The organism is Tardiphaga sp. (assembly GCF_044340795.1).
Taxonomy (GTDB): Bacteria; Pseudomonadota; Alphaproteobacteria; order Rhizobiales; family Xanthobacteraceae; genus Tardiphaga.
Genome location: NZ_JBIISY010000027.1, coordinates 1 through 15,142, shown reverse-complemented (window position 1 = coordinate 15,142; position 15,142 = coordinate 1). Strand labels below are relative to the sequence as shown.

Here is a 15,142-nt window from a genome sequence, read left to right as displayed (position 1 = left end):
TCAGGCCTCGCGCTCCCGATCAGGCCTGGCTGCCGAAATCCGGCAGGCACAAGGCGCGGTGCTTGCCGCCGGCAATGAAGGCCAGAATTTCGGCGATGGCCGGATCCTCGCTGGCCAATGGCTGCACCCGTTCGAGGCGCTCGGCAAACACCCCATCGCCATGGAAGAGTTTTTGATAAAAGCCACGCACCGTTGCGAGACGATCCTTGGTGAACTTGCGGCGCTTCATGCCGATCAGGTTCAGGCCTTCCAGCGCCGCATACTGGCCGTTGACCAGACCGAACGGAATGATGTCGCCGCGAACGCCGCACACACCGCCGATCATCGCCTGCGGGCCGATGCGGGTAAACTGATGCACGGCCGACAGTCCGCCCATGAAGACGAAATCGCCGATCTCGCAATGGCCGCCAAGCGTCGCCGAAGTCGCGAAGATCACGTCATTACCCACATGGCAGTCATGGCCCACATGGGCGCAGTTCATGAAGTAGCCGCGGTCACCGACCGTGGTGATGCCGCCACCGCGCACGCTGCCCGCGTTCATCGTCACTGACTCGCGGATGGTGCAACCATTGCCGATCCGCAGTTCTGTAACTTCCGGTCCAATGCCGACGATCTGCGGTGGGGCACCGAGCGAAGCAAACGGATAGATCGTACAATTCTCGCCGATGGTAGTCTTCGAGGTGACGTTCACATGCGACACCAGCTTGGTGCCGGCACCAATCGTGACATGAGGGCCGATCGTGCAGAACGGCCCTATCTCGACGCCCTCGCCGATGACGGCGCCGTCGGCGACGCGCGCCATCGGATCGATCTTGCTCATAGTGCCTCGTCAGAAGATGTAGGGTGGGCAAAGGCGCCCCTGCGCCGTGCCCACCTTCTAGTGTCGTGCGTGAGGTGGTGGGCACGCTTCGCTTTTGCCCACCCAACACATCGTTAGTCCGTCAGCATGGCGCCGACATCGGCCTCGGCGACAGTGACACCGTTGACCTTGGCATCGCCGTGAAACCACCACATGGCGCGCTTCCGGTTGATCAGATGCAGGTGATACTCGATCGTGTCACCCGGCATCACCGGCTTGCGGAATTTACACTTGTCGATGGTGAGGAAATACACCGCGCGCGGCTTCTCGGTGCCTTCGACCGACGCGATGCCGATCACGCCGGCGGTCTGCGCCATGCCCTCAATCATCAGCACGCCCGGATAGACCGGCCGCTCGGGGAAGTGACCGAGGAAACAAGGTTCGTTGATGGTGACGTTCTTGATGCCGATGCCGCTGAAATCCTTGCGGATACCGACCACGCGATCGATCAGCAGGAACGGATAGCGATGCGGCAGCGTCTTGAGGATGGTGTTGATATCCACCGCCTCGATGATAACCGGCGATTCCTCGCTCATTCCTGCTCGTCCTTCGCGTTCTGCGGGTCCGCATCCGCGCCGGGCGCAGTCTCACGGGCCAATTTTTCCACCGCGAGGATCTCGCGGAACCATTGCTTCGTCGGCCGGGCGAAGATGCCGCCCCAGCGTGCGCGCGGCGGGATGCTGTCCTTGACGCCCGCCATGGCCGCGACCTGTGCGCCGTCGCCGATCGTAATGTGATTGTTGAGGCCGACCATGGCCCCCAGCGCGACGTTGTCGCCGATGGTCAGGCTGCCCGCAAGGCCACATTTGGCGGCGATGACGCAATGCCGTCCGATTGTCACATTGTGACCGATCTGGACCTGATTGTCGATTTTGGTACCCTCGCCGATCACCGTATCACGCAGGCTGCCGCGATCGATGGTGGTGCCGGCGCCGACCTCGACATCGTTCTGGATCAGGACGCGGCCGGTCTGCGGAACCTTGATGTGCTTGTCGCGGCCGAACACGAAGCCGAAACCGTCCTGGCCGAACTTGCAGCCGGGATGTACCAGCACGTTATTCCCGATCAGCGTGAACTGCAGGACGCTCCCCGCCCCGATATTGCAATCGCGGCCGATCTTCACGCCGGCGGCGATCACCGCGCCGGAGCCGATGATGGTGCCGGAGCCGATCTCCACATCCGGGCCGATCACTGCCAGCGGATCGACGGTGACGTCGTCCTCGAGCTGGGCGGTCGGATGGATGATGGCCTGCTCCGAAATGCCGGTCACCTCGAAGCCCGAGGCCGGCCGCAAGGCATCCGGCTGCATCTCGCAGGCGAGTTCGACAAAGGCCGCGAATGGCCGCCTGGTGCGCAGCACCGCCACATGGGCCGGGATCTCGCCCTTGAAGCCCTCGCTGACCAGCACCGCGCCAGCCTGCGTGCGGGCAAGCTGGTCGGCATAGCGGACGTTCTCGAAGAAGGTCAGGTGATGCGGGCCCGCCTCGTCCAGCGCGGCGACGCCCGTGATCACATGGTCGGCCCGGGAGGCATCGACCAGACGCGCCTTCGTCGACGTGGCTATTTCAGCCAGCGTCAACGAAGGGGATTGCTTGAAGAAGGTCGGCAGCGCCATTCCATCCGTCGCGGTGCGGCCGTCAGGCAAGATTAGAACGAAGTTCCGCCGCCGAACCTGAATTCCTGCGTACGATCATAAGCGCCCTTGGTGAGCGGCACTGCGTAGTCGAAGCGCAGCGGACCGAACGGAGACTGCCAGATCAGGCCGACACCCACCGACGAGCGGACCGGGTTGGAATTGTCCAGGCTCATGCCCGAGCAGTTGCCGACCGAGGTCTTGTTCGCCGGAATGCAGCCCACCTGATTGACTTCACCGGTCGCAGCCCAGCTCGTCGGCCCCTGATAATCCTGGAGACCACCGACGTCCGCATAGACAGCGCCCTTGATGCCGACTTCCTTCGGCAGGAACCAGAACGGCATCTGCATTTCAGCCGAAGCGCCCCAATACTTGGTGCCGCCGAGCGCATCGCCGTAGGAACCGAGCGCGACATAGCTGATGTCACGCGGACCGATACCGTTCTGGGCGAAACCACGCACCAGGTTCGGACCCATCTGGAAGTGATCCAGCATGCGGATGTCCTTGCCGACATTGGTCAGGATACCGCCCTGGACACGCAGCAGGCCGACGATATCAGCCACCAGCGGGGTGTAGTACTTCGCATCGACAGTGGTCTTGAGGTAGCTGACGTCGCCGCCAACGCCCGCATAGTCCTGCTTGAACTCGACGAACAGGCCGTCGGTCGGGTTCTTGTTGTTGTCGAGCGTGTTGTAGTTGAGCGTGTAGCCGAGCATCGAGGTCAGAGCCTTGCCACGCTGCAGTTCGAGACGAACCGGCAGCGACGACTCGCCATCGGCGTAGCAGCCCCAAGTCGAGGGATCAGCCGGGTTCACAGCAGTGAGCGTGCCGGCATCGCGGTTGATCTGACCAGGCGTACGGTTCGCGCCGCCGAGCGTGTTGTTACAATTCGCGAGCTGGGCCGGCAGCGAGATTTCCTGCTGGAAGATCGAGTAGCGGAGCTGCAGCGCAAGGTCTTCACGCAGCTGGAAGCCGAGGCGCGGGCTGAAGCCCATCGTCTTGGTGTTGTACGAGATGTACTGGTTCGACAGCTGCTCGCGATAGAAGAAGTCGAGGCCGAGCGCGACGCGGTAGTCGAGCAGGTAAGGCTCGACGAAGGACAGCGAGTAGCCGCGGGCATACTGGCCGTACTGCACCGAAGCCTTGGCGAACAGACCGCGGCCGAGGAAGTTACGCTCGGAGACGCTGACTTCACCCAGCGCACCGTCGGTGGTCGAGTAACCGCCCGAGACCGAGAAGTCGCCGGTGGACTTTTCTTCCAGGTCGACGGCGAGGATCACGCGATCCGAGGACGAGCCCGGCTCGGTGGTGATCTTCACGGTCTTGAAGAAGTCGAGGTTCTTCAGACGGCGCTCGGCACGATCGACCAGCGCACGGTTATAAGCATCGCCTTCCGAGAGGTCGAATTCGCGACGGATGACATAATCACGGGTACGGGTGTTGCCGCGCACATTGATGCGCTCGATATACACGCGAGGACCTTCCTCAATCGAATAACCGATCGAGACGGTGTGCTGCTCGAAGTTACGATCGCCACGCGGACGAACCACGGCGAAGGCATAGCCGCGACGCGACATTTCGATCTGCATTTCCTCGACCGACTTCTCCAGCGCTTCCGCGTTGTAGAGCGAGCCGACGCCGACGCGCGAGAACGAGCGCATCGAGTTGGGATCGAAGTTCGGGATGGTCGACGAGAAGTCGACATTGGCAACGCGGTACTGCTGGCCTTCCTCGATCTTGAAGGTGACCAGGAAGCCCTTCTGGCCCGGATCGTATTCGGTCAGGGCGGCTACAACCTGCACGTCGGCAAAGCCGTTCTTCAGGTAGTAGCGGCGGATCAGGTCGCGGTCGGCTTCGACGCGATCCGGATCATAGATATCGCCCGAACCGAGGAACGAGAGGAAGTTCGACTCGCGGGTCTTGATCACGTCCTTGAGGCGATAGGACGAGTAATAGTTGTTGCCGATGAACTCGATCGACTTCACGCCGGTCTTCGCGCCTTCGTTGATCGTGAAGATCAGGTCGACGCGGTTGTTCGGCTGCTCGATGATTTCCGGCGTGACGCTGACGTCATAACGGCCGGAACGGCGATAGATTTCCGAGATGCGCTGGGCGTCGGACTGGACCATCGGACGCGAGAGCGTGCCGCGGGCCTTCGACTGCACTTCAGCGGTGAGCTGGTCGTCCTTGACCTTCTTGTTGCCTTCAAAGGCAACGCGGCCGATGACCGGATTTTCGACCACGGTCACCACGACGCGGCCACCGGCCGGGCTGACACGCACGTCCTGGAACAGGCCGGTCTCGATCAGCGCCTTCAGACCGTCGTCAAGAACGCCCTGATCGAGGCGACCGCTTGGGCCGGGGCGGAAATAGGAGCGGATGGTCTCGACGTCGACGCGCCGATTTCCTTCAACCACAATCGAGGCGACAGTCTGCGCCATCGCGGTGGAAGGAACGAGCGCTGCCGTCACCGAAGCGGCGACTGGCATGGCAACCATGATCGAAGCAGCAAACAAACCGCCCCGGAAACCCCGCAATCCAAAAATCATGCGCCAAGCGCCCTTATCATTCCAGTACCGCCGGCCCGCACCCCTACGGACAGACAGAATCCCTTGAGTTGCCCAGCTTGTAGCCAATTTTACCCGAGTGGCAAACGACCATTCGCCGAAGTTTTCTAATTTCATTCCAAGACGTTGCCCTACGGCCACGTTATCCCCGTCCAGACATGATCAGACATCATGACCCGGCAAGATGAAGAATGTCGTTATAGGTCGCGAAAACCATCAACATCAGCACCAAACCAAGCCCGATCCGGAACCCCATCTCCTGCGCACGTTCGGAAAGTGGACGACCGCGCACCGCCTCCACTGCATAGAACAGCAGATGGCCGCCGTCGAGCAATGGAACCGGAAACAGGTTGAGAAGACCGATGGAGATCGACAGCACCGCGGCCAGATGGATCAGGGCGGTCAGGCCGATGGTGGCCACCTGCCCCGAGATCTGGGCGATTCTCATCGGACCGCCGATCTGGTCGGCCGCCTCGCGGCCGGTGAAGACGCCACCGATATAGGAGAAGGTGCGGTCGACGACGAACCAGGTCTCCTTGACCCCCAGCACGAGTGCCGTGGCCGGATCGACCCGCTCGGTGGTCGCCTCGCCCGCCGTGGTGGCGCGGGTGATGCCGAGCACGCCGAGGCGGTGGACGTTACCGAAATTGTCCTTCACCTCGCGCAGCTCCGGCGTGGCGGTGAGGTCGACATTGGCGTCGCCGCGCTTGACGGTCACCTTGAGCTGCTCGCCGGCGCTGGTGCCGACAATGCGCTGCATGTCCGAGAAGCTGGTGATGGCCTTGCCATTGATCGTCGCGATCACGTCGCCAGACTGGAAGCCGGCCTTCTCTGCGGCGCTGCCGGCCTGGATGCTGTCCACCTTGGCGGTGGTGCTCGGCTTGCCGAAGAAGGTGAACAGGCAGGTGAAGATGACGATGGCGAGCAGGAAGTTCGCGATCGGGCCGGCAGCCACGATGGCGGCGCGCTGGCCGACCCGCTTGTGGTGGAAGGCATCCTTGCGTTCGGACGCCGTCATGTTCTGCAGCGCGTCCGCCGAGGGCGTCGAGGCCTCGCTCTCATCGCCGAAGAACTTGACGTAACCACCGAGCGGGATTGCCGAAATCCGCCAGCGGGTACCGTGGCGATCATTGAATCCGGCAAGTTCAGGACCGAAGCCGAGCGAGAATGTCAGGACCTTAACGCCATTCCAACGCGCGACCAGAAAATGTCCGAGTTCGTGAAAGAACACGACGATGGTCAGCACGAACAGGAACGGGATGATGTAGCCGATCAGCCCGTGGCTCAACGTGGTGAACCCATGCTGGAAAAAGTCAAACATCCCAATCCCCTATACGAAGCCCGACAGCCTCGTCCTTAAATCTCTACGAAGCCTTTGCGGCAATTTCAGGCAACAGGCTTGCCGCCAGCTTTCGTGCTTTATGGTCAACGGAAATCGCATCATCCGCCGAAGACAGCGGCGCCAGATTACCGGCGCGCACCCATTCATTCATGGTGGTCTCGACCAGCCGCGCGATGGCGCCGAAACGGATCTTGCCGGCAATGAAGGCGGCGACCGCGATCTCGTTGGCTGCGTTATAGACCGTGGTGGCACCCGAGCCGGTGCGCAGCGCGTCATAGGCGAGCTTCAGGCCGGGGAAACGGGCATAGTCCGGCGCCTCGAAGGTCAACGAGCCGATCTTGGCGAGGTCGAGCGGGGCCGCCCTGCCCTTGCTGATGCGGTTCGGCCAGCCGAGGCAATGAGCGATCGGGGTCCGCATGTCCGGCGAACCGAGCTGAGCGACCACCGACATGTCGGTGAATTCGACCATGCCGTGAATGATCGACTGCGGATGCACCAGTACGTCGATCTCGTCCGGCGCCAGCGCGAACAGATAGGACGCCTCGATGACTTCGAGGCCCTTGTTCATCATCGAGGCGGAATCGATGGTGATCTTCTGGCCCATGGACCAGTTCGGGTGCTTGAGCGCCTGGGCCAGTGTGGCCTGCTCGATGTCCTCGGCCTTCCAGGTGCGGAACGGGCCGCCCGAAGCGGTGATGATCACGCGGGTGAGCTCGTCGCGGCTCCCCGAAGCCAGCGCCTGAAACAGCGCGTTGTGCTCGCTATCCGCCGGCAGGATGGTCGCGCCGGCTTTCGCGGCGCGGTCCATGAAGAAATCGCCGGCACAAACGAGGCATTCCTTGTTGGCCAGCGCAACAGTTGCGCCCCGATCGACCGCGGCGAGTGCCGGCTTCAGGCCGGCTGCGCCGGACACTGCGGCCATCACCCAGTCGGCCGGACGGGCTGCAGCCTCGGTCACCGCGCTCTCGCCCGCTCCAGTCTCGATCCCGGTGCCGGCCAGCGCGGCGCGCAGTTCGTCGCCCTTGCTCTCATCCGCGACGGCGACGAAGCGTGCATTGAACTCCTTCGCGAGCTTGACGATGCCCTCGACATTGCCGTTCGCGGTGAGCGCCTCGACCTTGTAGCGCTCGGGCGCTGCGCGAATGAGGTCCATCGTGCTGTCGCCGATCGAACCGGTGGCCCCGAGGACCGTGACGCTGCGGACCGGAGCCTCGGCAGCCTTTTCATTACGCAGGGGAACTGGGCTCATCACATCACCAAACCATAAGACCGTGGCCGACGCCATCGGCGCCACCACGCATAAAACCGATTACCGCAGCAGCGACCACGGCGAAAACATAGCCATCGAGCCGATCCAAGAGGCCGCCATGGCCCGGAATGATCTGGCCGGAATCCTTCACGCCAAAGCGGCGCTTCACCGACGATTCAAATAGGTCGCCGATCTGGGACAGCACCGTCAGCACGACCGCGATCAGAACCAATGGCAGCAGATTGCCGAAACCGTAGCGGGCAAAGCCCACAGCGACGAGGATGCTGAGCACCGTGCCGCCGATGGCCCCGGCCCAGGTCTTCTTTGGCGAGACCCGCGGCCAAAGCTTTGGCCCGCCAATGGTGCGGCCGAAGGCGTAGCCACCAATGTCGGTCAGCCAGACAATCAGCAGGATGAAGATCAGCGCTGCAAAGCCCCACTCCGCATCCCGCCGCACCAGCACCGAAGCCGCAAGTGCGGCAAGCGCATAGACGAGACCGATGGCGAGCCAACCCGGACGCTGGCCGACGATACCGCGCCATTCGAGGAACAGGCCGACCGACACCAAAGTCACCAGGCCTGCCCAAAGCCAGCCGCCCGCATAGGCGACGCCAAGCGCCAGCGGGATGAGGACGAGCGCCGCCAGCACCCGCTGCACGAGATTGCGCACACCGCGGTCGTCCGCCGGTTTCGGCGTACTGTCTGGAGATGGGTTCGTCACGAAGCGGTTTTCGCAACCAGGCCGCCGAAGCGGCGTTCGCGCGTCGCATATTCGGCAATGGCGCCTTCCAATGCCGCCTTGTCGAAGTCCGGCCAGTGCATCGGCACGAAGACGAATTCGCTATAGGCCGCCTGCCACATCAGGAAGTTCGACAGCCGCTGCTCACCCGAGGTGCGGATGATCAGATCCGGGTCCGGGATGCCCACCGTGTCGAGCGACTGATCGAGCAACTCGGCGGTGATGCTATCTGCCGTCCGCTTGCCCTCAGCCACTTCCCGCGCAAGGCGCTGTGCAGCCATCGCGATTTCGTGGCGCGAGCCGTAATTGAAAGCGACAACGAGCGTGAGCTTGGTGTTGTTGCGGGTGAGGTCTTCCGCTTCCTTGAGGAGCGAGGCGATGTCGCCTTCGAGCCCTGCCCGCTCGCCGATCACGCGCACGCGCACGCCATCGCGATGCAGCGTGGCGAGGTCGTTGCGGATGAAGCGGCGCAGCAGGCCGAACAGGTCACTGATCTCGGACGCCGGGCGCGACCAGTTTTCCGATGAGAACGAGAAGATCGTCAGATACTGGATGCCGAGTTCATTGGAGGCCCGCACGACACGGCGCAGCGCCTCGACGCCGCGGCGGTGGCCTTCGGCACGCGGCAGGCCGCGCGCTGCGGCCCAGCGCCCGTTACCGTCCATGATGATCGCGACATGCGCCGGCGAGGATCGGTCCGATCCCTCAGTGGCTGGCGCGGCGGCATTCGACATCGATTGAAATCCCCGAGCGTGTGGTCCGCTACATCTATGGCCGATTTGCGGACCAAACGCTTGAAATAGGTTTAAGCGCGAATGGTCGCGGCCTAGACCGTCATGATTTCCTTTTCCTTGGCGGCCAGCAACTGATCGACTTCCGCGATCACGGCGTCGGTCGCCTTCTGCACCTCGGTATCATGGCGCTTCTGGTCGTCCTCGGAAATCTCGTGGGCCTTTTCAAGCTTCTTGATGATATCGAGACCGTCGCGGCGAACGTGACGCACTGCAACCTTGGCGGCTTCGGCGTATTTATGCGCGATCTTGACGAGTTCCTTGCGGCGTTCCTCGTTCAGCTCGGGCACGCGCAGGCGCAGCGTGGTACCTTCAGTGGCCGGCGAGAGGCCGAGATTGGAATCGACGATCGCCTTTTCCACGGCCTTGACCATCGACTTGTCCCAGACCTGCACCGACAGCATGCGCGGCTCCGGGACGCTGATGGTGGCGACCTGGTTGAGCGGCATAGCGCTGCCATAGGCGTCGACCATGACCGGCTCGAGCATCGAGGACGCCGCACGACCCGTGCGCAGGCCACCGAGGTCATGCTTCAAAGAAGCAATCGCGCCCTGCATGCGGCGCTTGAGATCGTTGATGTCGAATGGGGCCAGAGCGGCCATGCGAACTCTCCTTAAAACCTTGGCGAAATGCGCAACGCGCGCCCTCGCCTGTCGTGAAGATCAACCCGCGACAATGGTGCCGCGGCCCGTACCTGTCAGAATGGCGCCGATCGAACCCGGCTCCGCAATGGAAAACACGATAATAGGCAGCGCGGCCTCGCGCGCCAGCGCAAAGGCCGTCGCGTCCATGACCTTGTAGTTCCCTTCCACCGCCTGAGAATGGCTGAGGCGCTCGAAGCGCGTGGCGGTCTTATCCTTCTTCGGATCGGCACTGTAGACGCCGTCCACATTGGTGGCCTTGAGCACTGCTGCTGCGCCGATCTCGGCGCCGCGCAGCACGGCCGTGGTGTCGGTGGTGAAGAACGGATTGCCGGTGCCGCCGGCAAGCAGCACGATGCGGCCTTCGGAGAGATACTTGTGCGCGGTGGCGCGGGTGAACAGCTCGCAGACCTGCGGCATCACCATGGCCGACAGCGTGCGCGCCGGCACCGCCTGGCGCTCGATGGCAGCTTCCAGGGCAAGGCAGTTCATCACGGTAGCGAGCATACCCATGGTGTCGCCGGTCGGGCGCGAGACGCCGCGGGACGACACTTCGACGCCACGAAAGATGTTGCCGCCGCCGACGACGACGGCAATCTCGACGCCAAGCTTCTGCGCTGCGATGAGATCGCGCGCGATGCGGTCGATGGTGGTTTGATCAATGCCGAAAGGCTGTCCGCCGGCGAATGACTCGCCCGACACTTTGACGACGACGCGACGATAGAGCGGCTCAGCCATGATGCGATCGCTTCCTTTCGAGGCGGCAGCTCCCGGCAGTGATCTGCCGGGAGGTCGTTACTATCGAAGCCAGCAGCTTCGAACTTACTTCTGGCCCGAAGCCGCAGCGACTTCGGCTGCGAAGTCCGAGGTGGCCTTCTCGATGCCTTCGCCGAGGGCGTAGCGGACGAAGCCCTTGACGGTGATCGGCGCGCCGACCTTGCCTTCGGCTTCCTTCACGGCCTGCGCCACCGACTTGCCGGTGTCGTGGATGAAGGCCTGATCGAGCAGGCAGACTTCCTTGTAATAGGTCTTCAGGCCGTTCTCGACGATCTTCTCGATCATCGCATCCGGCTTGCCCTGCTGGCGATACTTGTCCGCCATCACTTCCTTCTCGCGGGCGACCACGGCCGGATCGAGACCGGTCGAATCCAGCGCCTGCGGGTTGGCGGCGGCGACATGCATGGCGATCTGGCGGCCGAGAGCGGCCAGTTCATCGGTCTTGCCGGTGGATTCCAGCGCGACGATGATGCCCATCTTGCCGAGGCCGTCGATCACGGCGTTATGCACGTAATGCGAGACGACGCCGGCCGACACTTCCAGCTTCTTGGCGCGGCGCAGGGTCATGTTCTCGCCGATGGTGGCGATGGCTTCGGTGATCGCGGTCTCGACATTGGCGTTGCCGACCTTGTGCGCCTTGATGGCTTCGACGTCGTCGCCGACCTTCAGCGCGACCTGGGCGATCATCTTGACGAGGCCCTGGAACTGGTCGTTGCGGGCGACGAAGTCGGTTTCCGAATTGACTTCGACCACCACGCCCTGGGTGCCTTCGGTCAGCACGCCGATCAGACCTTCGGCGGCGACACGGTCGGCCTTCTTGGCGGCCTTGGACAGGCCCTTGGCGCGCAGCCAGTCGATCGCAGCCTGCATGTCGCCGTCATTGGCGGCCAGTGCGTTCTTGCAATCCATCATGCCGACGCCCGTGGTCTCACGGAGGTCCTTGACCATCGCTGCGGTAATTGCTGCCATTTTAGAGCCCTCTGCCTGTCGGGGTGAAACGCTGCGGCCGGTGCCGGGTTCACCACAGGAACTAACATCTAGAGAATTGTAGATACGGAACGTGCGGCCGAGATGACGGCCGCACGATGTTCTTCAGTCTGGACGCGATCTAGTCCGGAATCCGGACAGATCAATGCGCGGTGATTACTCGGCTTCCGCGGTCAGCGACTTGGCCTGGGCCACCCACGCATCGGCACGGGCCGGCAGACCGACTTCTTCGCCGATCTTGTGAGCGGTGTCGTGGTCGAGCTCGGCGAGCTGCCAGAAGTGGAAGACGCCGAGGTCGTTCAGCTTCTTCTCGATCGCGCCGGACACGCCGGTGAGCTTCTTGAGGTCGTCGGCGGTGCCGCGCGGACCAGCGAGGCCCTGGAAGCCCGACGGCAGCTCTTCAGCAGCCGGAGCCGAGGACGCGCCGACGTCGTAGCCGGAATCGCCCTGGTTGCGCGAGATGCCGTCGATGACAGCGCGGGCGATCAGGTCGCAATACAGCGACAGCGCACGGCCGGCGTCGTCATTGCCCGGGACCACATAGGTGATTCCCTTCGGGTCCGAATTGGTGTCGACGATCGCCGCCACCGGGATGCCCAGACGCTGGGCTTCCTGGATCGCGATGTCTTCCTTGTTGGTGTCGATCACGAAGATCAGATCGGGCAGACCGCCCATGTCCTTGATGCCACCGAGCGAACGGTCGAGCTTGTCGCGCTCGCGCTGCAGCGTCAGGCGCTCCTTCTTGGTGTACTGAGCGGCATCGCCCGAATTCAGCACTTCCTCGAGGTGACGCAGGCGCTTGATCGAACCGGAAATGGTCTTCCAGTTGGTCAGCGTGCCACCGAGCCAGCGCGAATTGACGAAATACATCGCCGAGCGCTTGGCGGCTTCGGCAACAACGTCCTGCGCCTGGCGCTTGGTGCCGACGAACAGGATGCGGCCGCCCTTGGCGACGGTGTCGCTGACAGCCTTCAGCGCAGTGTGCAGCAACGGCACGGTCTGCGCGAGGTCGATGATGTGGATGTTGTTGCGGGCGCCGAAAATGTATTCGGCCATCTTCGGATTCCAGCGGTGAGACTGGTGGCCGAAGTGAACGCCGGCTTCGAGGAGCTGACGCATAGAAAATTCGGGTAGTGCCATCGTTTTATTCTCCGGTTTGTTCCTCCGGAAGCGTGTGAGCATCGGGGTGTGCGGACAGGTGAATCTGCCTGCAGCCCGGTGCCACCGGACGGCGATTAAGCCATGCTTCCGTGTGAGATGGGGCGGCTTATAGCCGGATTCTGGGGAGAAGCAAGGAATTCCGGCTGATTATGGAGGATTCAATCCTTCCGATCCAAAATTGAATCCTTGCCCTACAGCGTCTCCACCATCTCCACGCCCGTCACCGCCTTGATCGCGCCGGCGATCTGCGGCGAGACGACGAAACGGCCGTCGAGCTTGAATTCGACTTCGGTCTGCAGGTCCAGCCGCAGCACGATGGAGACGTCGCCGCCGGCGCCGGGCCCGACCTGCTTCTGCAGGCGTTTCTCAAGCGAATCCAATGCCTTGGTATCTTTCATGACGATCCGCAGGCCCTTCTGGGTCTTGGCGGCGGCGGCATCCAGGGGCTCGGCATTGAGGACGCGGGCGCGGACGTCCTCGCCCTGCAATTCGGCACCGAGCTGCAGCAGGACCGCGGTGCCGGGTTCCAGCACGTCGCGGAACTGGGCGAGGCCCTCGGAGAACAGCACCGCCTCGAAATGACCAGTCGGGTCCGACAGGCCCATGATGCCCATCTTGTTGCCGGTCTTGGTACGGCGCTCCATGCGCGACACCACCGTCGCCGCCACCCTGCCCGCGGTGGCGCCGGTCTTCACGGCCTTGCAGAATTCGGCCCAGCTCTGCACCCGCAGCCGCTTCAGCGCGGTGGCATAGTCGTCGAGCGGATGGCCGGACAGGAAGAAGCCGATGGCGTCATACTCCTTGCGCAGCTTCTCCGCCGCCAGCCAGTTGTCGATCTGCGGCAGCATCACGGTCGGCGCGTCGACGGCGCCACCGAACATGTCGTTCTGGCCGGAGGTCGCCGCTTCATTGGCGCGCTGGCAGGCTGCCAGAATGCTGTCGGCGCCGCCATGCACACGCGCGCGATGCGGGTCGAGCGTATCGAAGGCGCCGGCCGCGGCCAGCGTTTCGATGATGCGCTTGTTCACCGCCTTCGGTGACACGCGCGAGGCGAAATCCGCCAGCGAGGTGAACAGTCCGTTCTTGTTGCGCTCTGCAACGATCTGCTCGACGGCGCCGGCGCCGACGCCCTTCAGCGCAGCGAGCGCATAATAGATCGTTTTGTCGCCGACCTCGAAGGTCACACCCGACCGGTTGATGTTCGGCGCCTCGACCTTGATGCCGAGCCGCTGCGCCTCGGCGCGGAATTCCGACAGCTTGTCCGTGTTGCTCATGTCCAGCGTCATCGACGCGGCGATGAACTCCACCGGATAATGCGCCTTCATATAGGCGGTATGATAGGAGACGAGCGCGTAGGCGGCCGCATGGCTCTTGTTGAAGCCGTAGTCGGCGAATTTTGCGAGCAGATCGAAGATCGTATCGGCCTGCCCTTTCGGCACGCCGTTCTTCACCGAGCCCGCGACGAAGATGACGCGCTGCTTCTCCATCTCGGCGCGGATCTTCTTGCCCATGGCGCGGCGCAGCAGGTCGGCGTCGCCGAGCGAATAGCCCGCCATCACCTGCGCGATCTGCATCACCTGTTCCTGATAGATGATGACGCCGAACGTCTCCTTCAGGATCGGCTCGATGATCGGATGCAGATATTCCGGCTCCTCGTCGCCGTGCTTGCGCGCGCAATAGGTGGGGATGTTCGCCATCGGGCCCGGGCGATACAGCGCCACCAGCGCGATGATGTCCTCGAAACGGTCGGGGCGCATGTCGACGAGCGCGCGCCGCATGCCCGCGCTTTCCACCTGGAACACGCCGACCACTTCCCCGCGCGCCAGCATGGAATAGCTATCGGCATCGGTGATGGGTGTCGTGGCGAGATCGACATGGATATCGCGCTGCTTGAGCAGCTTGCAGGCGACATCGAGCACGGTCAGCGTCTTCAGGCCGAGGAAGTCGAATTTCACGAGCCCCGCAGGCTCGACCCATTTCATGTTGAACTGGGTGACCGGCATGTCCGATTTCGGATCGCGATACATCGGCACGAGCTCGGACAGCGGCCGGTCGCCGATCACGATGCCCGCCGCATGGGTCGAGGCGTGGCGCGTCAGGCCTTCCAGTTTCTGCGCGATATCGAAAGCGCGGGCCACGATCGGGTCCTCGTCGCGTGCCGCCTGCAGCTTCGGCTCGTCCTCGATCGCCTGTTTCAGCGTGACGGGCGCCGCCGGATTCTGCGGCACCAGTTTTGTCAGCTTGTCGACCTGGCCATAGGGCATCTGCAGCACACGGCCGACGTCGCGCAGCACGCCGCGTGCCTGCAGCGTACCGAAGGTGATGATCTGTGCCACCTGATCGCGGCCATAGCGCTCCTGCACATAGGTGATCACCTCGCCGCGGCGATCCTGGCA

Annotated in this window: 13 protein-coding genes; all 13 read right to left on the bottom strand. The window is 63.1% G+C overall.

Annotated elements, in window-relative coordinates; translation table 11 throughout:
- Positions 1-19: 19 nt before the first annotated feature.
- A complete protein-coding gene (lpxA, locus tag ACIQ17_RS06775) occupies positions 20-820 on the bottom strand; it encodes an acyl-ACP--UDP-N-acetylglucosamine O-acyltransferase (RefSeq protein ID WP_398466726.1) in 801 nt (266 codons plus the stop codon).
- 113 nt (positions 821-933) lie between these two features.
- Positions 934-1,395, bottom strand: a complete 462-nt coding sequence (gene fabZ, locus ACIQ17_RS06770) for a 3-hydroxyacyl-ACP dehydratase FabZ (RefSeq protein WP_398466724.1) — start codon at positions 1,393-1,395, stop codon at positions 934-936.
- Positions 1,392-2,474 (bottom strand): UDP-3-O-(3-hydroxymyristoyl)glucosamine N-acyltransferase, encoded by a 1,083-nt coding sequence (gene lpxD, locus ACIQ17_RS06765; protein ID WP_398466722.1) that lies wholly within the window; start codon positions 2,472-2,474, stop codon positions 1,392-1,394. The genes fabZ and lpxD overlap by 4 nt, the downstream gene beginning before the upstream one ends.
- Positions 2,475-2,506: 32 nt before the next feature.
- Complete coding sequence (gene bamA, locus ACIQ17_RS06760; protein WP_398466720.1) at positions 2,507-5,041, bottom strand: outer membrane protein assembly factor BamA; 2,535 nt, start codon at positions 5,039-5,041, stop codon at positions 2,507-2,509.
- Between the two features lie 187 nt (positions 5,042-5,228).
- Positions 5,229-6,380: an RIP metalloprotease RseP gene (gene rseP / locus ACIQ17_RS06755; RefSeq protein WP_398466718.1), complete on the bottom strand. Its 1,152-nt coding sequence runs from the start codon at positions 6,378-6,380 to the stop codon at positions 5,229-5,231.
- A gap of 43 nt (positions 6,381-6,423) precedes the next feature.
- Entirely contained in the window at positions 6,424-7,650 is a 1,227-nt protein-coding gene (dxr, locus tag ACIQ17_RS06750; RefSeq protein WP_398466716.1) for a 1-deoxy-D-xylulose-5-phosphate reductoisomerase, read from the bottom strand.
- 4 nt (positions 7,651-7,654) lie between these two features.
- Positions 7,655-8,371, bottom strand: coding sequence for a phosphatidate cytidylyltransferase (locus ACIQ17_RS06745; protein WP_398466714.1), 717 nt, complete (start codon positions 8,369-8,371; stop codon positions 7,655-7,657).
- Positions 8,368-9,123, bottom strand: a complete 756-nt coding sequence (locus ACIQ17_RS06740; RefSeq protein WP_398466712.1) for an isoprenyl transferase — start codon at positions 9,121-9,123, stop codon at positions 8,368-8,370. The genes ACIQ17_RS06745 and ACIQ17_RS06740 overlap by 4 nt, the downstream gene beginning before the upstream one ends.
- A 92-nt stretch (positions 9,124-9,215) precedes the next feature.
- Entirely contained in the window at positions 9,216-9,782 is a 567-nt protein-coding gene (gene frr, locus ACIQ17_RS06735; protein WP_211908781.1) for a ribosome recycling factor, read from the bottom strand.
- Positions 9,783-9,842: 60 nt separating this feature from the next.
- Entirely contained in the window at positions 9,843-10,559 is a 717-nt protein-coding gene (gene pyrH, locus ACIQ17_RS06730; protein ID WP_398466709.1) for a UMP kinase, read from the bottom strand.
- Between the two features lie 84 nt (positions 10,560-10,643).
- The gene (tsf, locus tag ACIQ17_RS06725; protein ID WP_398466707.1) at positions 10,644-11,567 is read right to left on the bottom strand and encodes a translation elongation factor Ts; all 924 of its coding nucleotides are present in this window, start codon (positions 11,565-11,567) and stop codon (positions 10,644-10,646) included.
- 174 nt (positions 11,568-11,741) lie between these two features.
- Positions 11,742-12,725 (bottom strand): 30S ribosomal protein S2, encoded by a 984-nt coding sequence (locus ACIQ17_RS06720; RefSeq protein WP_398466705.1) that lies wholly within the window; start codon positions 12,723-12,725, stop codon positions 11,742-11,744.
- 212 nt (positions 12,726-12,937) lie between these two features.
- A partial coding sequence (gene dnaE, locus ACIQ17_RS06715; protein ID WP_398466703.1) for a DNA polymerase III subunit alpha occupies positions 12,938-15,142 on the bottom strand: 2,205 nt, incomplete at its 5' end.